Raw genomic sequence first — 21,445 nt, 5'->3', positions numbered from 1 at the left:
CCTCCTGGACGCGAAAAATCTGGCTCAGCGTATCGCTGCGTTGCGGGCTTGGGCTCGCGAGAAGGGGTATTACAACGTGCCGTTGTGGGAGCGGGCGCTCCGCTGCCTCGAGCTCGTGGCGGCCCCCACGCTCGCTTTCCTCCTGCTCGCGCAGGGCGGCTTCGCCGCGGCGCTCGGCGCTCTCATTCTCGGGCTGCATTATCCGCGCACGGCCTATCTCGGCCATGACGTCGCTCACAACCAATGGGGGCCGCGCGGCGAGACGAAGGCGCGCATCATGTTGCGGCTCGTGTCGCTCGCCCAGGGTTTCGGCTCGACCTGGTGGATCGAGAAGCACGAGCTGCATCACGCCTTTCCGAACGCCTGCCGCGTCGAAGCGGACGGGACGCGCACGCCGATCGACGGCGATATCGATTCGCCTCCCTGGCTCGTCTGGGACAAGTCGCTGGCCCAATACAACGCCAAGGCGCGCCAAAAAGGGCTCGGCCGCGCGCTGTCCTTCGTGCTGCCGCGCTTTCAGGTGCCGCTATTCTTTCCGATCCTTTCGGTCGCTCGCTTCAATTGGAGCTGGCAGAGCATCGACGTCGCTCTGACCAAGGAGCAATGGATCGAAGCGGCGCTCTGCGCCGCCCATTGGATTTTGGGATTTGCGCTCGCGGGCTTGCTGGCTCCGGGCGCGGCCTGGACGGGCTGGCTCTGGTTCCTCGCCGCGCAGCTGATCGGCGGCTTCATCCTCGCCTTTGTGTTCGTGCTCAACCATACGGGCATGGAAGTCTACGACGCGTCGGAAACCAAGGGTTTCTACGACCGGCAGGCGCGCTCGACGCGCAACACGCCGAGCTCGCCGTTTCTCGATTGGCTGACGGGCGGACTGAACAGCCAGATCGAGCACCATATGTTCCCGAGCCTCTCGCGCAGAAGCCTGACCAAGATGCGCAAATTGACGAAAGCGGCGATGGAGGAATGCGGCTACGCCTATGTGACGCTCGGCAATCGCGAAGCGATGCGCGCCGTGCTCGTCACGCTCGGCGAAGCGGCCTTTGCGTGACGATCGGCCATTCGGACGCCGCGCTTTGGCGCGCGGCGTCGGTTCGGCCCGAACAAGCGCCGGATATCTCGACCCAGGGGCGGCATCCTCCCACACCAGCCAGAATTCCGCTCGTCGACGAGAAGCGTTCCGACCACGGCGCGCCTGAGTGGGCCGCGCACATTGCGGACGCCGTCTACGGCGTTCTACGGCATCGCTGTGAGATGACGCTGGGCTATCGCAACCCCAGCCTCGCCATCATCTTCAGCAGCCCGACGCGGGAGACGCCGAGACGGCGGGCCGCGGCGCTGTGATTGTGCTCGGTGGCGGCGAGCGCGGCGCCGATCATGCGGCGCTCCAATTTCTCCTGCGCCTCGGGAAGCGTTTCCGCAACCACGTCCGAGGTGGGAAGAACTCCGCCGCCGCGCGCGAAAGTCAAATCCTCGGCGGAAATCGTCGATGATTGCGGATCGGCGAGTGCGGCGGCGCATTCGATCGTCGCTTTCAACTCGCGAACATTGCCGGGCCAGGACTGCGCGACGAGCCAGGCGAGCGCCTCCTGCGAGAACCGCAATTTGCGCTTCTTTGCCGCCTGTGCGAGGAAATGCGCGGCGAGAAAGCCCAAATCTTCGCGCCGCTCGTCCAGCGCCGGCGTGCGAATGACGACGCCGCGCAGGCGGTAATAGAGATCCTCGCGAAAGGCGCCCGAAGCGATCATCGCCTCCAGATCGCGATGCGTCGCGCTGACGATGCGGACATCGGCGCGCCGCGCCTCGCGCCCGCCGACGGGCGTATAGGTTCCCTCTTGCAGGAAACGCAGCAGCTTCACCTGGCAGGGAAGCGGCGTCTCGCCGATCTCGTCCAGAAACAGCGTGCCACCGCGCGCCGTCGCGACGAGGCCGGGGCGATCGGCATGGGCGCCGGTGAAGGCGCCTTTGAGATGGCCGAACAATTCGCTCTCGATCAGCTCGGCGGGAATGGCGCCGCAATGAATGGAAACGAAAGGCCCGCGACGCGCGCTCGCTCTGTGCAGCGCATGAGCGACGAGCTCCTTGCCGGAGCCGGTGGGGCCGAGGATCATCACCGGAAGCTCTGCCGGTCCGATACGGCGGATCATGTCCTTCACATGCGCCATGGCGGGGCCATTGCCGATCAGACCATCGTAGGCGCCCGCCTTCTCCGCGCGCAGCCGCGCGATCTCGCGCTCCAGCGCCGCTTTGGCGAGCGCGCGCTCGACGCAAAAGCGCAACAGCTCCGGCTCCACGGGCTTGGCGAGAAAATCCCAGGCGCCGAGTGAGACGGCGCGCAGCGCCAGCTCATGCTCGCTATGCGCCGTCAGAACGACCGTGACGGCGCTCGAAAACTCCGGCAGCAGCGACAGTCCCGCCTCGGGCGTGCGCTCCGGAGGCATGACGAGATCGAGAAGCACGAGATCGGGCCGCGCCTGCGCGAAGACTTCGCGCGCAGAAGCTGCATCCTTCGCCGTCACGACATGATAGCCTTCGCGCGTCAGAAAGGCGCCGGCGACGCGCGCGAAAGCGGGCTCGTCATCGACGATGAGAATCGTCTCGCCGCTCATCTTTGAAACCTCAGAGTGACGCAGGTGGAAAAGCCCTCGCGCGCGCCGAGCGCGACGGAGCCGCCATGCGCCGCCATGATCTTGGCGACAATGGCGAGGCCGAGCCCCGTGCCTTCGCTGGAGCGCGAGACAAAAGGCTGAAACAGCCTGTCTTTGATCTCATCGGGCACGCCGGGACCATCGTCGCAGACATGAATGAGCGTCGCATCCCGCGTCGCCTCGACGAAAATGGCGATGCCGCCGCCGGCGGCGCGCGCATTGGCAATGAGATTGTCCATCGCTTGGGCGAAGCGAAACGGATCGGCGCGCAAATGCGCATCGCTCGCGATGTGAGTCTCGACATCGCCGAAGGCCGCGGCGAGATCGATGTCGACGGGCTCGATCTTCCAGGGCTTGGCGTAGTCGAGCAATTCCGCGACGAGTCGATTCATGCGCCGCGTCTGCTCTATGATTTCCGCGCGCGTCTCCGCCGGCGCGGCGGCGGCCGCCATATTCACGATGTTGAGCGGATTGCGCAGATCATGCGCGATCGTCGAGGCGAGCAATCCGAGCTCGGCGAGCCGCTCGCTCTCGGCGCGGCGTCTTCGGCGGTCGATGTCGTCGAGGCTCTGCATCAGAACATCGGCGTAGACAATGGCGAGGCGGCGCGCGCCCGGCGGCGATTCCTCGAAACCCGTGAGCTGCGCCGCCCATTTGCCGCCGTCATCGGCGCAGCGAAGCGCCGGCTCCGGCCCTTCGCCGGAAAGAGTCACATCGACGAAGGGGCGCATCGCCGCGCGCAAATGCGTGCGCGCGATCTCCATCGCCTCGGACGGCCTATCCGCGCCGGCGAGCTCGGCGCGCCATAGCGCGATCATCTCGGCGGAAATTTCCGGGCCGGCATAGACGAGCCGATCCGCCGCGTGGCGAATGAGCTCGCCGAAAGCAAAGGCCAGCGCCATGGCCGTAGCGACGACGAGCCATAGGTACGCGAAATCCATCGACGGCGCGACGAAGCTCAAAGGCGCCGCGGCGAGCAATCCGGCCACGGCGGCGGCGAGCAGCAGCACGAGCGCATAGGCGGCGGCGCGGCGCGCCCAGACATTGGCGGCCATCAGCTCGTAGCGCAGAATGCCGTAGACGAGCAGCGCCGGATAGATCGGCAGAGCGAGAATGGACCAGGGCGCGACAGCCACGCCGAACAGTGGCGGCGCGAAGGAGACGACGGTCGACAGGCCGACGAGCGAGGAGATGAGAACGATCGCGATCTCGCGTCGGCGCTTGCCCTCCGCGCGGCGCAGAGCGAAAGCCATCAGGCCATTGCCATAGGCGGCGAGGCCGATCGCGACAGCGACCCCGAAGAGGCCGGCGCCCTCATAGCGAAAACCGCGCAGACCAGCATGTGTTTCGAAAAAGGCGCCGGCGCCGAAGATGAAAAGCAATAGGGTCGCGCCAGCGCCGAGCGCATGGACGATCGGAAGCGAGCGCGCACCCTGCCCCGTCAGCCGGATCGCGAAATCGACAGCGAGCGCCGAGCCGAGCGGAGCCAGCGCCATCGAAGCCGCGCCGATGCGTTCTGGCAGGATCAGGCCGAGGGCGAAAAGCCCGACGATCACGACGAAGGCGGCGAGCTGCTTCGCGCCCGGCGCCGCGCCGGCCCGAGCCAGGAGAAACGCCGAAAGCGCGACGCTCGACAGGAAGGTCGTCGAGATGGAGAGGGTGAACAGCAGGCTCGGCGTCATCGCCCGACTGTATCCTCAGTTTATAGGCGATTCAATGAAATCTGTCTCTAACGTTTATAGCAACCCCATTCATATTACATAAAAACAGATAGTTATTCAGTGGCTCCACCTTTGCCCATAGGTCTTCCCGAAGGCGAAGCCCTTTCGCCCCATTGCCGAGGAGACCGATTTTGGCCCGCATTCTCATCATCGGCGGCAGCGGATTCATCGGACGGCATATCGCCGGCCGGCTGCGCGACCGCGGCTATAAAGTCGTCGCGGCCTCACGCCGCGAGGTCGATCTCGCGCGCGACAGCGAAGCGCGGCTTCGCGATAAGGTCGCGAGCTTCGAGATCGTCGTCAATTGCGCCGGGCTCGTTCGCGACGACGGCGCCAACAGCATGGCGGCCGTCCATGCGGAGGGCGCGTGCAATCTGTTTCGCGCCTGCCTCGCCGCTGACGTCGCGCGGCTCATCCATGTCTCGGCGCTCGGCGTCGAGAACGACGGCGAGACGCTCTATCAGCGCAGCAAGGCGGTCGCCGAAGAGCGGCTCGCGGCACTCGATCCCGAAGGCGCGCGGCTCGATTGGCGCATATTGCGCCCCTCGCTCGTCGTCGGCCGCGGCGGCCCCAGCACGCGCTGGCTGCTCGCCGCCGCCGTATTGCCATGGCTGCCGAGCTTCGGCGATGGCGCTTGGCGCTTTCAGCCTGTGCATGTCGGCGATCTCGCCGAAGTCGCGGCGCGCATCGCGGAAGGCGCCCCCTCGCCGCGACGCCTCGATGTCGTCGGCCCGGAGCCGATGACGACGGATGCGCTGCTCGCGCTATTGCGCGAATGGCTCGGCCTGAAGCCGACGCGCTTCTTTCACGTGCCCTATCGGCTCTTTCTGCTCGCCGCGTCGATCGGCGGACGCGTCTCGACCGGCCCGCTCAATCGCGAGGTGATAAAGCTTCTCTCGCGCGGCAATGTCGCCGATTGCACGCCGATGACTGCGGCGCTCGGCCGGCCGCCACGCGCTATTCGCGACGCTCTGGCGCTGGAGCCGGCGTACGAGGTGGACAGGCGGGCGGCGCGACTGTTTCTCCTGCCTCCCGTGCTGCGCTGGTGCCTCGGCCTGTTGTGGGTCGCGACAGGCCTTCTCTCCTTCGGACTCTATCCGCAGGAGAAAAGCTATGCGCTGCTCGCGGAGATCGGCGTTCACGGCGCGCTCGCTGACTTTGCGCTCTATGGCGGCGCGGCGGTCGATCTCCTGCTCGGCGTGCTGTTGCTGCTGCGATGGCGCCCTGCCCTCGTCGGCGCCGCGCAGCTTTCGACAATGCTCGCCTTCACCATCATCGCGACGCGCCTGCCACCCGAATATTGGCTGCATCCTTTCGCGCCGCTCCTCAAGAATCTGCCGATCGCCGCGGCGATCCTCGTCATGATCGCATTGGAGTCCTGACCATGCTCGATCCTCTCACTTTGAAGACGGCTCATATCGTCAGCTCGACGATTCTGTTCGGCACGGGGCTCGGCACGGCCTTTCACGGCCTCGCGAGCAATTTGCGCGGCGATCTGCGCGCCATCGTCATCGGCAACAGAAATGTCGTGCTCGCCGATTGGCTGTTCACGACGCCCGCCGTCATCGTGCAGCCCGTCACCGGCGTGCTGCTGGCGTTGGATCAAGGCTGGCCGCTCGATACGCCCTGGCTGCTCGCGGCCATCGCGCTCTATTTCTTCGTCGGCGCCTGCTGGCTGCCGGTGGTGTGGCTGCAAATCCGCATTGCGCGCATCGCCGAACAATGTCTCGAGAAAGACGCGCCGCTGCCGCCGAGCTATGGAACCTATTTCCTCTGGTGGTTCGCACTCGGCTGGCCTGCCTTCATCGCCATGATCGCGATCTTCTGGCTGATGGTCGCAAAGCCGCAATTTTAAAAAATGGAGATAGAAATGACCACTCTGTTCCAAGACCTGCTCGCCGAGCGCTTCGATCTCCTGCCTGCGCCCGTCCGTCGCTTCCACACGCTCGAGCGCGAGATATTCACCGGCGGCTGCGCGAATGTTTCCGCGCAGGGCCACGGCCTCGGAGCCGCTTTGCTCGCCTTTGTCGCCGGTCTTCCGGCGCCGGGCGAGAATGTCGAGACGCATGTCCGCTTCACGCCGCTCTCTGGAAAACGGGAATTCTGGCGGCGCGATTTCGCCGGGCGGCGCTATGAGAGCGTCATGCGGGCGGCGCCGGACAGGCGCCTGATCGAGCATTTCGTCCCTTTCGATCTCTATTTCGATCTCACCGCCTCGCCCGCAGGTCTGCGCTGGTCGCTGGCCGAATGGCGCCTGCTGAAAATCCCGCTGCCGCGAGCGACGACGCCGACGATCGAATGTTTCGAGAGCGCGGAGGGCGAGCGCTTCGCCTTCGACATAGATGTCGTCTTTCCGATCGTCGGCCATGTCGTGCATTACAGCGGCTCACTGGCGGAGACGCCGGAGGATGCGCCGAATCGTCTATGATGGCGTCTGCGCTCTCTGCGACTGGACTGTTCGCTATGTCCTCGCACATGAGATCACGCCGTCGATCCGCTTCGTCGCGATACAATCCGAGGAGGGACGCGCCTTGGCGCGAGAGGGCGATATCGACCCGGATGCGCCCGAGAGCTTCCTCTTCATCGAGAATGGCCGGCTGATGAAAGACTCCGAGGCGCTGCTCGCGCTCGCCCGGCAATTGCGCGGACCGGCGCGCGCCGCCCCTCTTACCCGCCTGATGCCGCGCTTCGTCGCCGATGCGCTCTATCGCCTCGTCGCGTGCAACCGCTATCGCTGGTTCGGCCGAATAACCGCCTGCCCGGTCGCCGACGAGAGCATCGAGGCGGACCGCCGACGCGTGAGTGCGGACAGCGGGTGCCGTCGAACGCTCTAGGCCTTTGTTTTAACGCGCTTCCAACGCCGAAGCGGTGTCCACTTCGGCTGGAAACGCTCAGTGCCGCGGGGCCGGCGGCAAAAGGCGCTTTTTCGCCCGGCGTCGACCCGCGCCGAATTCATGATAGCAAACTTTGCCATCTTTATTGACAAAAAATCACCGTCGTCATAGGGTTTCCTGAAAAGGAGAGGTGTAATGGCCACGATGAATGTTTCGCTGCCCGAGGCGATGAAGGCGTGGGTCGAGCGCCAGGCCGAAAGCGACGCCTATGGAAATGCGAGTGACTATATCCGCGATCTGATCCGCAAGGACCAAGCGCGGAAGGAAGCAATCGCGACGTTGCAGGCCGCTATCGCCGAGGGGATAGCGAGTGGGCCGCCGCAACCTTTCGACGCAACCGCCTTCAAGCTGCGTATGAGAGAGCGGCATGTCGTCCGATGAAATAGGTCGATATCGTCTTTCTCCCCGCGCCTCGGCCGATCTCGACGAGATATGGCGTTTTTCTGCGGAATCATGGTCCATCGAGCGAGCAGATCTCTACATCGATGAAATGGTGCGGATTTTCGAGTTGATCGCCGCCATGCCGATGCTGGCGCGCGAGCATCGCGAGTTCGACCCGCCCGTGCGCATCCATGTTCATGAAAGTCATCTGATCATATACGAGGCAGCCGAAGATCATGTTTCCATCATACGCCTGTTGGGCGGACGGCAGGATTGGGTCTCGATCCTGAAAGCGGCCGATCTGTGAGGCGGGTCGCGGCGGCCGCGCGAGGTTCGATAAATTCCTGACCGATCTGTCTGAGCCGCTTCACGCCGGGAGTGAGCGCCGAAGTGGCGCGCAATATGCGTATCGGGGGCCGAGCCCGGCGTTCTGGTCGGGTTTCCGACGTCGAAAGCGATAAGGAGCCGATCTTGCCGTCATTGCGAGAAGCCCGCGCCACCGTGACATTGGCGCCCGCGAAACCCACGGGATTGGGCGATTTGGGAGTCCCATTGGGCGACGCCACAGTGGTGAAAAAGGGGCGCGCGCACGAGTTTCCGCAGCTTCTGGCCGATGGCGCGATCGGTCGCCGCTTCCAGGACCTTCGCGTCATCGGGATCAAAACGGCCGAGGGCGAGGTCGTCACGGCGAAATTCTTCATCCAATTCGAGGTGTTCGGCGACAATACGGCGGCGCCGGCGAACGGGGTCGGTTTCGACGCCCTTCTCTTTGCGGGCGAACAGCAATTGGCGAGCCTGTCCTCGAGCAGCCTGTTCCTGCCCTACGGCAATTTCTGGTATCCGAACCGCTTCGTCTTCGAGACGGCGGCGGCGGACTTCGAGCGAGCCGATCGCTTGGAGTTCATCGCGAAGCCGGAAGAGGTTCGTATCGCCTAGTGGCGAACCACGAGCGGCGAGGCGCCGTCCGGTTTTTCCTATCGAGCGAAGCCGAATGAATTATCCGTTGGTCAAACGCGTGTCGCGCCGGATGTTCGGCGACATGCTGCGGATGATGCTGAGCGAGAAGCTCTTTTTCGATCTGACGCTCGAAGAGGGCCGTGCATTGTCGCGCGTTTTCACGGCCATCGCCTATGACTGGCGGCGGAACGATATCGTTTATTTGAGCCCGGTCGGCGGCGATGAGGAATTCTCGGCCGCGGTCCGGCAAGACGGCGTCCATGTGGAAACAGCCGATGGCGTCCATCATTTGAGCTGGGAAGATGTGACGGAACTCGCCGAGCGCTTGGCCGTGGAATGAATGGTTTCCCCGGTCGCTCGGACGAGGCGCGATCGCGGGGTCCGGCTCGGCCTCGCGATCTCTCCGTCTCGATAACAGCGCTTCACGGCGTCGCAGCCTTCTTCTGCGCGTTCGTCTCCGAATTCTCGCTCCGTTTCTTGATCGCCAGCAGGAGATTGGAGTCCGACTGGCGCCAACGATAGCCGATCCCGAACGGGAGCGGCCGATGTCCTTGCGTCTGGTGCAGCCTGGCCAGCCGCGCTTGATAGTTCTTCGAGAAAATGGCGATCGGCCCGCTGTAGCGGCCATAGGCGTCGAGCCGCCAGTCGGGGCCGAAGCTCGCGACGGGAATGCCGCTGTCGTCCTCGACGATGGAGACGCTGCGGGTGAGCAAAAACTCCCGCACCTGCGAGAAATTGCCGCTGTGCAAGAGATAGGAGGCGCTCTTCAGCAGAGCCGAGCCCGCTCCTTGCTTGTCGAGAAAGGCCTGCAGCCCGTGCTTCGCGAAGCTGGCGTCGGAGACGTCGGCGCTGAAGAAATAGAGCGTCTTGCGCGCGCCGTCCGGATTGGAGAAGACGATTTTGACGCCCGCGACGCGCCCTTTCGCCTCTTCTCCCGAATGGAGCTCGCCTGCGTCGTCGAGGCCGACGAGCTCGGCGCTTTCGATCGTCTTTCCCGCGCGCGCCAAAAAGACGTAGAGCACCGGCAAGGCGCCGCCGACACGGCTCGCGCGCAACTGCCGCTTCATGTCCTTCGTTATGAAGAAGCTCAGATTGAGCGCCGATTGCGTCGATGTGTGCAAGGCGCGCAACGCGCCGTCGACGCCGCTACGCGGGAGCGTCTCCAGATCGGGAATCTGGCCGACCGGCTCGAGACCGGCGAGAACATAAGTCGAGGCGTCCGGAAAAAAGCTGTTGGCGTAGAGAAAGTCGGGTCCGCTGAACATATAGAACAGCACTGGAGACGCGGGCACATTGTCCTTGGACCAAGCGCGAATTTTGGACAGCTGGCGATCTTCGACGCGCTTGAACGCCGCATCGAAGCCGTGTGAATGCGCCTTCCATCCGGCCTGACTCGTGAGCGGCGCGAGCGGCGAATCGGAGGCGACCGGCAGGCCGGCGAGAATGCGCGCATTGTCGTTTGCGCTCGCCGCGCGCGCGCGGGGCGCCGCGATGACGATGATGCAGGCGATGAGAACGGCCCAGACGCCGATCCTCGTCGCGCGCCGCGAGGAGTTCGCAGCATAGAACAGCAGGCCGCAGAGCATCACGAGAAGGCCGGACAGTGATTGCGCGGGTTGAGTGGTGAGCTGAAAATACATCATGTAGAGCGTCGCCGTGAGAAAGATGATGGGCGTGATGGGGTAGCCCCACGCCCGATAGGGCCGCGGCGTCTCGGGATTGGTGAAGCGCAGCTTGACCATGCCGAGCACAGTGAGAAACGAGCAAGCCGTGAGGCTGAATTGGATGAAAGCGAGCGCCGATTCGAAGCTCTGCGTCGCCAGCAGCAGGCTCGCGACAGCGAGCTGAAGCAGGATCGCGGCGCGCGGCGCGCCATCCGCCGAGCGCACGGCGAAGACGCGCAGAAGCGGCATGTCCTCGCCCATCACCATGGCGACGCGCGGACCGATCCACATCATCGCGCTGATGGAGGAGACGAGGCCGAGCGAGATCAGCCCGCCGACGATCTGGCCGCCCTGCGCGGCGAAGATATGGTTCGCCGCGACTTGCGCGACATCGACGCGGCCGGAGAGCTCCGCGAGCGGCGCCGAATTGAGGAAGGCCGCATTGAGGCCGAGATAGAGAAGCGTGACGACGCCGGTTCCGATGAACAGAGCCTTGGGGAGATTGCGCTGTGGGTCGCGAATCTCGCTCGCGATATAGGTCGCGGCGTTCCAGCCCGAATAGGAATAGGCCACGAAGACGAGTCCTATGGCGAAAGGCGCGCTCATAATCCGGTCGAGATCGTCGAGACGCGGAGCCTCGGCCAGGCGTCCCATGCCGTCGGTCCAAAATCCTGCGAGGATGAAGGCCAGGATCAAGGCGATTTTCAATCCCGTCGTGGCGATTTGAAACGCGCCGCCTCGACGGACGCCCGAGAGATGAAAGATGGTGACGATCCAGAGCGCGCCGAGTCCGAGCAGCGTCGGCGAAGCGCCATAGGCCAGAGGCTGCGCATATTGTCCGAAGGCCATCGCCGTGAGCGCGACGGGCGCGGCGAAGCCGACTGTCGCGGACAACCATCCGGCGACGAAGCCCGCGGTCGGATTGAAAGCGCGCGTGAGGAAATTGTATTCGCCGCTCGATCGCGGAAACATGGCGGCGAGCTCCGCATAGCAGAAGGCGCCACAGATCGCGATCACGCCGCCTGCGAGCCATAAGGCGAGAATGGCGACGGGCGAGCCCAGCTCCTTCACCTGAAAGCCGAGGCTCGTGAAGACGCCGACGCCGATCATGTCGGCGACGACGAGCATGGCTGCGGCGCTCAACGCCACGCGTTTGGCGCCGCCGCCGGCCGCGATGTCTTTCGTCATTGCAAATATCCAATCCGCGAAAGCGAAATCGCCTCTCGAAAAAAAGACATATTCGCGCGTGACAAATCGACCACGGTCGACATCCCGTCGCCGTTAATTCTCGCTTGCGCGCAAAGCTGCATCTTTAGTCGTGCGGCCGCCATCGGGAGCGAGCGTCGCGGAGCGGCGCAGGCCTATACGCCGAGGATTTTGAGAGCTTTGAACCCGGATCGAGACGAGACTCGTCGGGCGACGCCTTCGAGCGCGCGCCACTCGCGCAACGCGGCCATTATCGTCGCGCTCGCGCTGACGATCGGTTGCGCCGTGACCTCGGGCATGGCGTCCGGCGGCGCCGCCACGCCGATCTCTGTCGAAGCCGAAGAGAAGCGGTCCGCGGCGGAGGAGACGAAGAGTCTTCACGCCGATGGCGTGACCGAGCTCGTCGCTTTCGATTCCGCGCCCTTCCCCTTCGATGGCGCCGCGCCGGGCAAGCGTGCGTTTCTCGATGTCGCCGTCGGCGGCCGCAGGGGCCATCGCGCCCGCAATGGCGGCGTGCTGTGGGCGGACGAGACATTCGGCGATCGGCGCGTGCTGCTTCACATTCCGCGCGACTTCGATCCCGCCCGACCGGCGACGATCGTGGTCTTCTTCCATGGCTTCGGGGCGACGCTCGCCCGCGACGTGCGCGACCGCCAGCTCGTGCCCGAGCAGATTTCCGCCTCCGGCGCCAACGCGGTTCTGATCGCCCCGCAATTCGCCGTCGACGCCCGCGACGGCAGCGCCGGCCATTTCTGGGAGCGTGGCAGCTTCCGGCGCTTCCTCGACGAGGCGGCGCTCCATTTGGCGCGGGCTTATGGCGATCCTGCGGCCGAGCCCTCGTTCCGCGCTATGCCGATCACGCTCGTCGCCTATAGCGGGGGCTTTCTGCCGGCCGCCTATAGCATTCGAGATATGGAAGGCGATTCGCGCCTGCGCGGCGTCGCTCTGCTCGACGCCGCCTATGGCGAGCTGGACGTCTTCGCGCGCTGGATCGAGAAGCGATCGGGGTTCTTCGTCAGCGCGAGCACGGGCTCCACCGCGGGCCAGAACGCCCGATTGCGGCAAATGCTCGCCGCGCGCGGCGTCGCTTTCGGCTCCGACGCCGAGCGCATCGGACGCGGCGTCACTTTTCTCCACACGGGCGACGCCTATTCGCATCGCGATTATGTGACGAAGGCCTGGACCCGGGAGCCGATACGCGATCTCCTGGCGCATATGCCCGATGTGGTCCGCCGCGATGTCGCCGTCGCCGCCTGGAGCGGCCCGCCGGATGGCGACCGCCGATCAGCGACGGCCGAAGACGAGGAGCCGCAGCCGAACGGCCGATAGGCCGCTCACGACGTCCAAGCTAGGTTCGATTTCGAGAATCAAACGTCGCTCGCCCCTTCGACCGGCGCATCCGCCGCGCCGAGCGCGACGAAGCGGTCGACGAGCCAGGAGGCGGCCGGCCCAGGCGGAGCCTCCCGCCGCCAAATGCACGAAAAGCGATAGTGGTCGCCCGAATGGTCCGGCATTGCGAGCCGCGCCAGCGCGCCCGCCGCCAGATCGCTCGCGACCATGTGCAAGGGCATGTTGCCCCAGCCGACGCCTTCGCGCAGCAGAGCGTGCTTGGCGCCGAGATCGGCGAGCCGCCAGGTGCGCGGGCTGATCACCGAGAAATCGCGCCCCTCGGTGAAGCGCGAGCGATCCGTGAGCACGAGCTGCGTATGTTCGCGCGCGGCGCCGGGTGGGATGCGGGCCATGCGCCCCAGAGGATGGTCGGGAGCCGCCACCGGGATCAGCGTCGCCGATCCCGCCGCTATGCTCTCTATCCCCTCGACGCCGAGCGCGAGCGGGCCCGACACGCCGATCATCGCCGCGCCGCCCTGCACCATCGCCGTGACCGCGCCGAGCGCCTCCATATGCAGCCGCAGCTGCACCGTCGGGAATTGCTGCGCGAAATCCCGCAGCACGGCCCCTACCCGCTCCGTCGGCAGCATCACATCGACGGCGAGATCGACCTCCGCCTCCAGCCCTTCGAGCAGGCCTTTGACCTTGGCGCGCAAATCCTCGACGCCGCGCGAGATCGCCCGCGCCTCCGCCAGCAGCGTGCGGCCGGCCACGGTGAGCCGCGGCTTGCGCGTTCCCTCGCGCGCGAACAATTCTATACCGAGCTGCGCCTCGAGATTGGCGACGCCATAGCTGATCACCGACACGGCGCGGTTCAGCCGCCTCGCCGCGCCGGCGAAGCTGCCGGCGTCGACAATGGCCAGGAAAATGGTCAGCTGGTCGAGGCTGGGCGTCCTTGGATCGCTCACTTTTCAACTTTCTCGAACAGTTCAGACAAAATTATCTGACTGAACAGAAAGGTGCGCAACCCCTAAATCCGTCTCCATCGGACCGCGACCGATCACGCGACAGGAGATTGAAAAATGATCGAACTGAGACCTTTCGGCCGTCTCGGCGGCGCCGATCACGGCTGGCTCGACGCCAAGCATCATTTCTCATTCGCCGGCTATCACGACCCCGAACGAATGCATTGGGGCAATCTGCGCGTCTGGAACGACGACACGATCGCCCCGCATTCCGGCTTTCCGACGCATCCGCATCGCGACATGGAGATCGTCACTTATGTCCGCGAGGGCGCGATCACGCATCAGGACAGCCTGGGCAACAAGGGCCGCACCGCGGCCGGCGACGTGCAAGTGATGAGCGCAGGCTCCGGGATCGCGCATTCCGAATATAATTTCGAGAGTGAGCCGACCCGGATCTTTCAGATCTGGATCCTGCCGACGACGCGCGGCGGCGCACCCGGCTGGGGCTCCCGCCCCTTCCCCAAGGGCGCGCGCTCGGGCCGTTTCGTCACGCTGGCTTCCGGCTTCGACACTGACGGCGATGCGCTGCCGATCCGCACCGATGCGCGCGTCCTCGGCGCGACGCTCATGGCCGGCGAGACGGTGGAATATACGCTCGGCCGCGAGCGCAAAGCCTATCTCGTGCCGGCGACCGGCGCCGTGCGGATCGACGATGTGCGCGTGAACGCCCGCGACGGCGCCGCCATCAGCGATGTCGAAATCCTGCGCGTCACAGCGCTCGAGGACAGCGAGCTCGTTCTCGTCGACGCCGCGTGAGCCCAGGGCCGGCGCCGGCGCGCCGGCCGCCATTCAAATCATGAAAAAAAGGATCGAGACAATGACCAAAGTTCGTAACGCGGATTACGCCGCTCTGCTGCTGCGTGTGAGCCTCGGCGCGCTGTTTCTCGCGCATGGGCTGCTCAAAGTTTTCGTGTTCACCTTGCCCGGGACTGCGAAATTCTTCGAGTCGCTCGGCTATCCGCCGCTGCTCGCCGATGTCGTCGTGGCCGCGGAGATCGGCGGGGGCCTCGCATTGATCTTCGGCATTGTCACGCGCTTGGTCTCCGTCGCGCTCATTCCCGTGATGATCGGCGCGCTGATCGTGCATCTGCCGAATGGCTGGCTGTTCTCGAATGCGAAGGGCGGATGGGAATTTCCGGCGCTGTGGACGGCGCTTTTGATCGTGCAGGCTCTGCTCGGCCCCGGCGCTTTCGCCGTCAGGCTCCCTCGCGCCGAGGAACGAGCGCGCGAGACATCCGCGAGCTGAGCCAATGATCCGGCTTTCCCAGTAGACGACGCGGGGCGTGGGAGCGCTCGCGCCTCGCGCGCCCGGCGAAGCTTTCGCGGCGGCGCGTCCCTCGGCGCCCATCGGCTTGCAAAGCCGCCCGCGACGATCGATAGGTCGGGGCGCCATGACGATCAAGATCTACATCGACGGCGACGCGTGCCCCGTGAAAGACGAAACGTACAAAGTCGCCTCACGCTACGGCTTGCAGACTTTCGTCGTATCCAACAGTTTTTTGCAAATCCCGCGATCGCCGCTGATCACCAGAATAATCGTCGCCGCCGGAGCCGACGTCGTCGACGATTGGATCGCAGAGCAAGCCGTCGCGGGAGATGTCGTCGTCACCAGCGATATTCCTCTGGCTGCTCGGATATTGGCGAAGGACGCGCATCCGATCGCGCCCTATGGCCGCGCTTTTACAAAGGACTCGATCGGTCTGGCGCTCGCGCAGCGCGCGCTCATGGAGCATATCCGCTCGACGGGCGAGATCGCCGGCGGGCCGCCCCCCTTTTCCTCCGCTGACCGGTCGAAATTCCTTCAAGCGTTGGATCGAGCCATCGCCCGACAGCAAAGAGGGCGGTGAGCCGATCGGCGCTTTCGCTACGCGGGCCGTCGTTCCCGCAGGACCGCGCTCCGAGAGGGTTCAGCTCCTCGGCTTCTCGGACGGCCTCGCCTTCTGCTTTCGCTTCGGCTCCGCGCCTCTCTTCGGCGGCTTGGCGCGCTTCGGCTCGGACGAGTCGTTCAACTGTTCCACGCGAATATTGTCGCCGCCCGGCCGGCGCATGTTGACGATGAATTGCGCCGCGACCGGCTCGGCGATTTCGACTCTGGTTTCATGCTCTAAAATGACGATCGCGCCGATGTCGTGTCTCGTGACGTTCCCTTTCCGGCAGAGCATCGGAAGCAGCCATTTCGGATCGGCGTTCTTCTTGCGGCCGAGGTCCAGCCGGAACCATGCGGCTGCGCCTGGCAGGCGGGTCGGACGGGGGTCCTTGCCGGGCTTTTGGCTCGACGCTCTCGGCTCATGCGCCTCCCGACGCTGGGGTTCCTGCCCGGGATCGACGACGGTTTCGATCGCGGGAAGCCGCGTCTGGTAGAGGCGGACGAGCATTGCGCCGAGCTGCTCGGGCGTTCGCTCGGCGAGAAGCCGCTTCGCCGCTTCGAAATCCTCTTGCGTCGGCGGCTCCAGCAGCAGCGGATCGCGCATCATCCGCTTCTGATCGAGCGCGCGAATCTCTTCGGCGGAAGGCGGCCCGCTCCAGCTGCACTGAACGCCGGCGTCGCGAAGCAGCCGTTCGGCGCGATGGCGCCGCGCCGGCGGAACGAGCAGCGCGCTCACGCCCTTGCGGCCGGCGCGGCCCGTCCGGCCGCTGCGATGCTGCAGAGCTTCGGCGTCATGCGGAAGGTCGACGTGAATGACGAGGTCGAGATTGGGAAGATCGATGCCGCGGGCGGCGACATCCGTCGCGATGCAGACGCGGGCCCGCCCGTCGCGCAGCGCCTGCATGGAATGATTGCGCTCATGCTGGCTGAGCTCGCCCGACAAGAGCGCGGCCGCAAATCCGCGCTCGAGCAAAATCGCGTGCAGATGGCGGACGGCTTCGCGCGTGTTGCAGAACACGATAGCCGTCGGCGCCTCGAAATAGCGAAGAAGATTGACGGTCGCGAATTCCACATCCTTAGGGGCGACGCGAACGGCGCGATAGTCGATGTCGCCGTGACCGCGTTCGCCACGGGCGACGTCGATCCGCCGCGCGTCGCGCTGATAGCGCTTGGCCAGAGCGGCTATGCCTTTCGGCATCGTGGCCGAGAACAGCAGCGTTCGCCGCTCCTGCGGCGTCGCCTCGAGAATGAATTCCAAATCCTCCCGAAAGCCCAGATCGAGCATCTCATCGGCTTCGTCGAGAACCACCGCGGCGATGCGCGCCGTGTCCAACCCGCCGCGCTCGATGTGATCGCGCACGCGCCCGGGCGTGCCGACGACGATATGCGCGCCCTCGGACAATTTGCGGCGTTCGAGGCGCGCGTCCATTCCGCCGACGCAGGCGACGATCCGGGCCGAGGCGTGCTCATAGAGCCATCCGAGCTCGCGTTCGACCTGCAACGCGAGCTCGCGCGTCGGCGTGACGACGAGCGCGAGCGGCGCTCCGGCCGCTGGCAGACTGTCGGCGTCGTCGAGAAGCGTGGAAGCGATCGCTAGGCCATAGGCGACGGTTTTGCCAGATCCCGTCTGAGCGGAAACGAGAATGTCCCCGCCCTGCGCTTCGTCGGACAAGACCGCCGCCTGCACGGGCGTCGGCGAAGCGTAGTTGCGCTCGGCCAAGGCTTTGGCGAGCGCGGGACGGGCGTTCAGAAAGGTCACGAGTGATTTGCCTTGGGTGGGGGCGCTGGGCGGCGAGCTTCGCTGCGCGCTCGTTTGGGGCTCACAGGAGCCGATTGCGCCGCAGAAGGAAATCGCACACTACGTCATTTCCGGCGCAGGCGCCACACGGCGCCGAGCCATCGCCGCGCCGGCGGCGACGGCGAAGCGCTCTTTCCACGCGTGGGAGCCGTCGACGGGGCTCTCCGTTAGGAATCGATTAACCCAATACGACTTGCAAAGAATCGAGAATCGGCCTCTAGTCACAGACGGAAATTAGCCGTTTAACGCTCAGGAACCGTTTTCTGTGACGAGCAACTTGGACGCCCTGCCCTATTCGGCGCCGGAAAGCGCGCTGCAGCGAATGACCCGCCATGCGAAAGTCTTGTCGGGGCAGATGCAGGCGTTGAGCGCCACGCTGTTTCCGCCAGCGGCTCGAAAGACCCTGCGCTCCTTCTCCTCTGGGGAGGTGGCGCGCTTTCTCGGCGTGTCGGACGGCTATCTCAGGCAATTGTCGCTCGACGGTCTCGGTCCGGCGCCCGCGGTGACGGGCGGCGGGCGCCGATCCTACACGCCCGCGCAGATCGGCGAGCTGCGTGTCTATCTGGCCGGCGCGCGGCCGAAGGAAGCGCTCGGCTTTCTGCCGCATCGGCGCACCGGCGACAAGCTGCAGGTCATTGCAGTCGCCAATTTCAAGGGCGGGTCGGCCAAGACCACGACCTCCCTCTATCTCGCCCAGTTTCTCGCGCTCCAGGGCTATCGGGTGCTGGCCATAGACCTCGATCCGCAGGCCTCGCTCTCGGCCATGTTCGGCTATCAGCCGGAGTTCGACATCGGCGAGGGCGAAACGCTCTATGGCGCGATTCGCTATGACGAGGCGCGCCGGCCGATGCGGGAGGTGGTGCTGCCTACCTATTTCGCCGGCGTCTCGCTCGTCCCAGGCAATCTCGAGCTCATGGAGTTCGAGCATCACACGCCGCGCGCCATGGCGGAACGATCGTTGCGTGGCGGCGATCTCTTCTTTCGGCGCGTCGGCGGAGCGATCGCCGAGGTCGCCGACGAGTTCGACGTCGTCGTGATCGATTGCCCGCCACAGCTCGGCTATCTCACAATGGGCGCGCTGAATGCGGCCACAGCCATGCTCGTGACCATTCATCCGCAGATGGTCGATGTGGCCTCCATGAATCAATTTCTGCTCATGACCTCGGACGTCATGACGGTCATAGAGGAGGCGGGCGGCCGGCTCGATTACGATTTCATCCGCTATGTCGTGACCCGGCACGACCCCAATGACGTGCCGGAAACGCAGATCGTCGCTTTGCTGCGCAATCTCTTCGGCGATGACGTGCTGGGCGCGACGGTGTGGAAGTCGACAGCCGTCGCCAATGCCGGCCTCACCAAGCAATCGCTCTACGAGCTCGAAAGAGGCTCGGTCGGCCGCGCCGCTTTCGAGCGCGGGCTCGAATCGGTCAACGGCGTCAATCGTGAAATCCTCGGCCTCATGGAAAAGGTCTGGCGGCGATGAGCAAGCGCTCGGATACGATCCGCTCCCTCTTCACGCAGCCCCCCGCGCCGATGTTGTCCGCAGACAACAATCCGGAGCCGCGCCGCGTCGCGGCCGGGGCGGTGCGCTCGATGAAGGACACTTTCTCCGACATAGAGCGGGAAAACGAGGCCCTGCGGGCCCGCATCGCCGCCGGCGAACAGGTGATCGAAATCGATCCCGGGCTGATCGACCCCTCCCCTTTCGCGGATCGGTTTCCGCAAGAGGACGACGCTTCCTTCGAGGCGTTGAAGCAATCGATCGCCGATCGTGGGCAGGAAATCCCCGTCCTGCTGCGCGTCAGCCCCACGCTGCCCGGCCGCTATCAGACGGCCTTCGGCCATCGCCGCATTCGCGCCGCGCTCCAGCTCGGCCGTCCGGCGCGCGCCATCGTTCGCACGCTGGGCGATGATGACCTCATCATCGCGCAAGGCGTCGAAAATTCAGCCCGCGAGGATTTGAGCTTCATCGAGCGCGCGGTGTTCGCTTGGCGGCTGGAGAGCGCCGGACGCGCCCGTTCGGTCGTTCAGCAGGCGCTAGCCATCGACAGGGCCGAGGCCTCCAAGCTGATATCGGTCGCGAAGGCGGTGCCCGAGGATATCGTGCGGGCCATCGGAAAGGCGCCGAAGATCGGTCGTGGCCGCTGGCAGGAATTCGCCGAGCTTTTGCGCGATGGCGGCGCGCTGAAGCGCGTGCGGGCGGCTGCCGCCCTCCCCGCCTTCTCCTCGCTCGACGGCGATGCGCGTTTTGCGCGAGCCGTCGCCGCGGCGAAGCGGACCGAGGCCGAGCAGCGCCCCGCCCGGCCGATCATAGAGATCAAAGACGCCGCGGGCCGATCGGTGGCCGAAATTCGCGCCTCCGAGCGCGATGTCAGAGTGACGCTGGCGAAAGCGGATGGAAGCGCATTCGCGCAATTCCTCGCCGCTCGCCTGCCCGAGCTGTTCGAGGAGTATCGATCTTTCGACGCCGGCGACGGCGTATCGAAAGGCGCGTGAGAGTCGGCGAGAGGAGACCAGCAAAAGAAAAAGGCCCCCGAAACGATCCCGCCCCGGAAGCCCTTCTCGATGTGTTGCGACTGAGAGAATCACACTTCCGCGAATCTCTGTCAAGAGTCGGCGCCGTTTTGGCGAGCGGATTTCTTTTGCCCGAATGAGGCAAAGGATCATGCAGACACGTCCAACGACGCCCTTTGGGCGGCGGCCGCTGTCGCTCGCCATGGTGGCGAGCCAGACCGCGACCGAAAATTTCGTCGCCAAGCCGGGCGCATCCGAGACCGTCGTCCATAAATGGCGATTGTTTCGGGCGCTCACCGAAGCCAAAGAGCCGCTCGGCGTCACCGAGCGCGCGCTATCCGTATTGCACGCGCTGCTGAGCTTTCACCAGGAGACAGCGCTCTCATTGCCAGGGAATGACGCGCAGTGCGAGCCGGTGGCCGGAGCCGCCGGCGGCATCGTCGTCTTTCCTTCCAATAAGGAACTGTCGATCCGCGCCCATGGCATGGCGCCGGCGACTCTGCGGCGACATCTCGCCTGCTTGGTCGACGCCGGGTTGATCATCCGCCGCGACTCGCCGAACGGCAAGCGCTTCGCTCGAAAAGGGCAGGGGGGAGCCATAGAAGACGCTTTCGGCTTCGATCTCGCGCCGCTCGTCGCGCGAGCTGAAGAAATCGAGAATCTCGCCGAGGAGGTGCGGGCCGAGAATCGCGCGATCGCGCTGCTGCGCGAAAAGATCACCCTCGCCCGGCGCGACATCGCCAAAATGATCGAGACCGGATTGGAGGAGGGCGTTTCGGGCGACTGGGAATGCGCGCGCCAACAGTATGCGACGCTCTCGGGGCGCCATGGGCGCGGGCTTTCGCGCGCCGATCTCGAGGCTTTGGCCCGGGAGCTCGCCGCGTTGGCGGCCGAAATCCACAAGACGCTGGAAACGCACATAAAAGCTCAAAATATGAGCGGCAATGAGTCTCAATCTGAGCGTCACATACAGAATCAAACCGCAAACTATTCTGATATTGATCCTTGCCTTCAAGAAAGCAGGGCCGATCCACCTCAGCCAAATCTCGAACAGGGCAGGGGGCCGATTGAGCGAAAGCCGAAAGTATCCTCGGATCGCTCTCGGGTTTTCGATCCCAAGCTACCACTTCGAGCCTATCCGCTCGGTATGGTGCTGGAGGCCTGTCCAGACATCGTCGATTACGGCCCGAGTGGCGAGATTTCATCGTGGCGAGACTTGGCTGCTGCGGCGGCGATCGTGCGCTCGGCGCTCGGCGTTTCGCCAGACGCCTGGTCGCAGGCCTTGGACGTCTTGGGCGAGCATGACGCCGCGATCGTCATCGCCGCGATCCTGCAACGCGGTGAGGAAATCAAAAGCGCTGGCGGTTATCTCCGCGCGCTGACCGAAAAGGCGAGGGCAGGGGAGTTCTCGCTCGGGCCTGTGCTGATGGCGCTGTTGCGCGGC

The 21,445-nt window shown here is 65.1% G+C and carries 21 protein-coding genes; 16 read left to right on the top strand and 5 right to left on the bottom strand.

The window, feature by feature from the left end; all coding sequences use genetic code 11:
• The first annotated feature begins 115 nt into the window (after positions 1-115).
• A complete protein-coding gene (locus C5689_RS17055) occupies positions 116-1,048 on the top strand; it encodes a fatty acid desaturase (protein WP_244594768.1) in 933 nt (310 codons plus the stop codon).
• A gap of 214 nt (positions 1,049-1,262) precedes the next feature.
• On the opposite strand, the gene C5689_RS17050 is transcribed toward C5689_RS17055, so the two are convergent.
• Positions 1,263-2,606 (bottom strand): sigma-54-dependent transcriptional regulator, encoded by a 1,344-nt coding sequence (locus C5689_RS17050; RefSeq protein WP_108918438.1) that lies wholly within the window; start codon positions 2,604-2,606, stop codon positions 1,263-1,265.
• Positions 2,603-4,327 (bottom strand): sensor histidine kinase, encoded by a 1,725-nt coding sequence (locus C5689_RS17045; RefSeq protein WP_108918437.1) that lies wholly within the window; start codon positions 4,325-4,327, stop codon positions 2,603-2,605. Before C5689_RS17045 ends, C5689_RS17050 begins: the two co-directional genes overlap by 4 nt.
• 170 nt (positions 4,328-4,497) lie before the next feature.
• Here C5689_RS17045 and C5689_RS17040 point away from each other — a divergent pair, with 170 nt between their 5' ends.
• The 8 genes from C5689_RS17040 to C5689_RS17010 all read left to right on the top strand — a co-directional run bounded on the left by C5689_RS17040 (position 4,498) and on the right by C5689_RS17010 (position 8,938).
• Positions 4,498-5,748: an NAD(P)H-binding protein gene (locus C5689_RS17040; RefSeq protein ID WP_108918436.1), complete on the top strand. Its 1,251-nt coding sequence runs from the start codon at positions 4,498-4,500 to the stop codon at positions 5,746-5,748.
• Between the two features lie 2 nt (positions 5,749-5,750).
• Complete coding sequence (locus tag C5689_RS17035; RefSeq protein ID WP_108918435.1) at positions 5,751-6,221, top strand: DUF2269 family protein; 471 nt, start codon at positions 5,751-5,753, stop codon at positions 6,219-6,221.
• A gap of 15 nt (positions 6,222-6,236) precedes the next feature.
• Entirely contained in the window at positions 6,237-6,794 is a 558-nt protein-coding gene (locus C5689_RS18915; RefSeq protein ID WP_244594767.1) for a DUF4166 domain-containing protein, read from the top strand.
• A complete protein-coding gene (locus tag C5689_RS18910) occupies positions 6,775-7,200 on the top strand; it encodes a thiol-disulfide oxidoreductase DCC family protein (RefSeq protein ID WP_244594766.1) in 426 nt (141 codons plus the stop codon). Before C5689_RS18915 ends, C5689_RS18910 begins: the two co-directional genes overlap by 20 nt.
• Before the next feature lie 195 nt (positions 7,201-7,395).
• Positions 7,396-7,641, top strand: coding sequence for a type II toxin-antitoxin system ParD family antitoxin (locus C5689_RS17025; RefSeq protein WP_108918434.1), 246 nt, complete (start codon positions 7,396-7,398; stop codon positions 7,639-7,641).
• Positions 7,628-7,948: a type II toxin-antitoxin system RelE/ParE family toxin gene (locus C5689_RS17020; protein ID WP_108918433.1), complete on the top strand. Its 321-nt coding sequence runs from the start codon at positions 7,628-7,630 to the stop codon at positions 7,946-7,948. The genes C5689_RS17025 and C5689_RS17020 overlap by 14 nt, the downstream gene beginning before the upstream one ends.
• A 164-nt stretch (positions 7,949-8,112) precedes the next feature.
• On the top strand, positions 8,113-8,577 hold the full coding sequence (locus tag C5689_RS17015; RefSeq protein ID WP_108918432.1) for a hypothetical protein: 465 nt from the start codon (positions 8,113-8,115) through the stop codon (positions 8,575-8,577).
• Between the two features lie 55 nt (positions 8,578-8,632).
• Positions 8,633-8,938, top strand: coding sequence for a hypothetical protein (locus C5689_RS17010; RefSeq protein WP_108918431.1), 306 nt, complete (start codon positions 8,633-8,635; stop codon positions 8,936-8,938).
• An 82-nt stretch (positions 8,939-9,020) separates the two neighbouring features.
• Here the strand turns inward: C5689_RS17010 and C5689_RS18905 are convergent, their stop codons facing one another.
• The gene (locus C5689_RS18905; RefSeq protein ID WP_244594765.1) at positions 9,021-11,450 is read right to left on the bottom strand and encodes an APC family permease; all 2,430 of its coding nucleotides are present in this window, start codon (positions 11,448-11,450) and stop codon (positions 9,021-9,023) included.
• A gap of 198 nt (positions 11,451-11,648) precedes the next feature.
• Here C5689_RS18905 and C5689_RS16995 point away from each other — a divergent pair, with 198 nt between their 5' ends.
• Positions 11,649-12,797 carry an alpha/beta hydrolase family protein gene (locus tag C5689_RS16995; RefSeq protein ID WP_108918430.1) on the top strand — a complete coding sequence of 383 codons (1,149 nt, stop codon included), beginning with the start codon at positions 11,649-11,651 and terminating at the stop codon, positions 12,795-12,797.
• 38 nt (positions 12,798-12,835) lie between these two features.
• On the opposite strand, the gene C5689_RS16990 is transcribed toward C5689_RS16995, so the two are convergent.
• Positions 12,836-13,765, bottom strand: coding sequence for a LysR family transcriptional regulator (locus tag C5689_RS16990; protein WP_108918429.1), 930 nt, complete (start codon positions 13,763-13,765; stop codon positions 12,836-12,838).
• Between the two features lie 114 nt (positions 13,766-13,879).
• On the opposite strand from C5689_RS16990, the gene C5689_RS16985 reads away from it, so the two are divergent.
• From C5689_RS16985 to C5689_RS16975, 3 genes are all read left to right on the top strand, one after another.
• Positions 13,880-14,578, top strand: a complete 699-nt coding sequence (locus tag C5689_RS16985) for a pirin family protein (protein ID WP_108918428.1) — start codon at positions 13,880-13,882, stop codon at positions 14,576-14,578.
• A 61-nt stretch (positions 14,579-14,639) separates the two neighbouring features.
• Positions 14,640-15,068, top strand: coding sequence for a DoxX family protein (locus C5689_RS16980; protein ID WP_108918448.1), 429 nt, complete (start codon positions 14,640-14,642; stop codon positions 15,066-15,068).
• Positions 15,069-15,213: 145 nt separating this feature from the next.
• Positions 15,214-15,669, top strand: a complete 456-nt coding sequence (locus C5689_RS16975) for a YaiI/YqxD family protein (protein ID WP_108918447.1) — start codon at positions 15,214-15,216, stop codon at positions 15,667-15,669.
• Positions 15,670-15,729: 60 nt separating this feature from the next.
• On the opposite strand, the gene C5689_RS16970 is transcribed toward C5689_RS16975, so the two are convergent.
• Positions 15,730-17,448, bottom strand: coding sequence for a DEAD/DEAH box helicase (locus C5689_RS16970; RefSeq protein ID WP_108918427.1), 1,719 nt, complete (start codon positions 17,446-17,448; stop codon positions 15,730-15,732).
• 394 nt (positions 17,449-17,842) lie between these two features.
• Between C5689_RS16970 and repA the strand changes: the two genes are divergently transcribed.
• From repA to repC, 3 genes are all read left to right on the top strand, one after another.
• Positions 17,843-18,970: a plasmid partitioning protein RepA gene (gene repA, locus C5689_RS16965; protein WP_244594770.1), complete on the top strand. Its 1,128-nt coding sequence runs from the start codon at positions 17,843-17,845 to the stop codon at positions 18,968-18,970.
• Positions 18,967-19,983 (top strand): plasmid partitioning protein RepB, encoded by a 1,017-nt coding sequence (gene repB / locus C5689_RS16960; RefSeq protein ID WP_167398741.1) that lies wholly within the window; start codon positions 18,967-18,969, stop codon positions 19,981-19,983. Before repA ends, repB begins: the two co-directional genes overlap by 4 nt.
• Before the next feature lie 169 nt (positions 19,984-20,152).
• The coding region (gene repC, locus C5689_RS16955; protein WP_108918425.1) for a plasmid replication protein RepC at positions 20,153-21,445 on the top strand (1,293 nt) is incomplete at its 3' end.

Origin of the sequence: Methylosinus sporium (assembly GCF_003113265.1) — a bacterium.
In the GTDB taxonomy this organism is placed as follows: Bacteria; Pseudomonadota; Alphaproteobacteria; order Rhizobiales; family Beijerinckiaceae; genus Methylosinus; species Methylosinus sporium.
The sequence above is the reverse complement of the archived record's forward strand: the minus strand, read 5'-3'. Positions and strand labels throughout refer to the sequence as shown.

What these genes read in the sequence shown, in the direction of transcription:
- C5689_RS17050 (WP_108918438.1), bottom strand. Translation starts at nt 2,606, where the DNA reads ATGAGCGGCGAGACGATTCTCATCGTCGATGACGAGCCCGCTTTCGCG.
- C5689_RS17045 (WP_108918437.1), bottom strand. Translation starts at nt 4,327, where the DNA reads ATGACGCCGAGCCTGCTGTTCACCCTCTCCATCTCGACGACCTTCCTG.
- C5689_RS17035 (WP_108918435.1), top strand. Translation starts at nt 5,751, where the DNA reads ATGCTCGATCCTCTCACTTTGAAGACGGCTCATATCGTCAGCTCGACG.
- C5689_RS18915 (WP_244594767.1), top strand. Translation starts at nt 6,237, where the DNA reads ATGACCACTCTGTTCCAAGACCTGCTCGCCGAGCGCTTCGATCTCCTG.
- C5689_RS18910 (WP_244594766.1), top strand. Translation starts at nt 6,775, where the DNA reads ATGCGCCGAATCGTCTATGATGGCGTCTGCGCTCTCTGCGACTGGACT.
- C5689_RS17025 (WP_108918434.1), top strand. Translation starts at nt 7,396, where the DNA reads ATGGCCACGATGAATGTTTCGCTGCCCGAGGCGATGAAGGCGTGGGTC.
- C5689_RS17020 (WP_108918433.1), top strand. Translation starts at nt 7,628, where the DNA reads ATGTCGTCCGATGAAATAGGTCGATATCGTCTTTCTCCCCGCGCCTCG.
- C5689_RS17010 (WP_108918431.1), top strand. Translation starts at nt 8,633, where the DNA reads ATGAATTATCCGTTGGTCAAACGCGTGTCGCGCCGGATGTTCGGCGAC.
- C5689_RS18905 (WP_244594765.1), bottom strand. Translation starts at nt 11,450, where the DNA reads ATGACGAAAGACATCGCGGCCGGCGGCGGCGCCAAACGCGTGGCGTTG.
- C5689_RS16985 (WP_108918428.1), top strand. Translation starts at nt 13,880, where the DNA reads ATGATCGAACTGAGACCTTTCGGCCGTCTCGGCGGCGCCGATCACGGC.
- C5689_RS16980 (WP_108918448.1), top strand. Translation starts at nt 14,640, where the DNA reads ATGACCAAAGTTCGTAACGCGGATTACGCCGCTCTGCTGCTGCGTGTG.
- C5689_RS16975 (WP_108918447.1), top strand. Translation starts at nt 15,214, where the DNA reads ATGACGATCAAGATCTACATCGACGGCGACGCGTGCCCCGTGAAAGAC.
- repA (WP_244594770.1), top strand. Translation starts at nt 17,843, where the DNA reads ATGCAGGCGTTGAGCGCCACGCTGTTTCCGCCAGCGGCTCGAAAGACC.
- repB (WP_167398741.1), top strand. Translation starts at nt 18,967, where the DNA reads ATGAGCAAGCGCTCGGATACGATCCGCTCCCTCTTCACGCAGCCCCCC.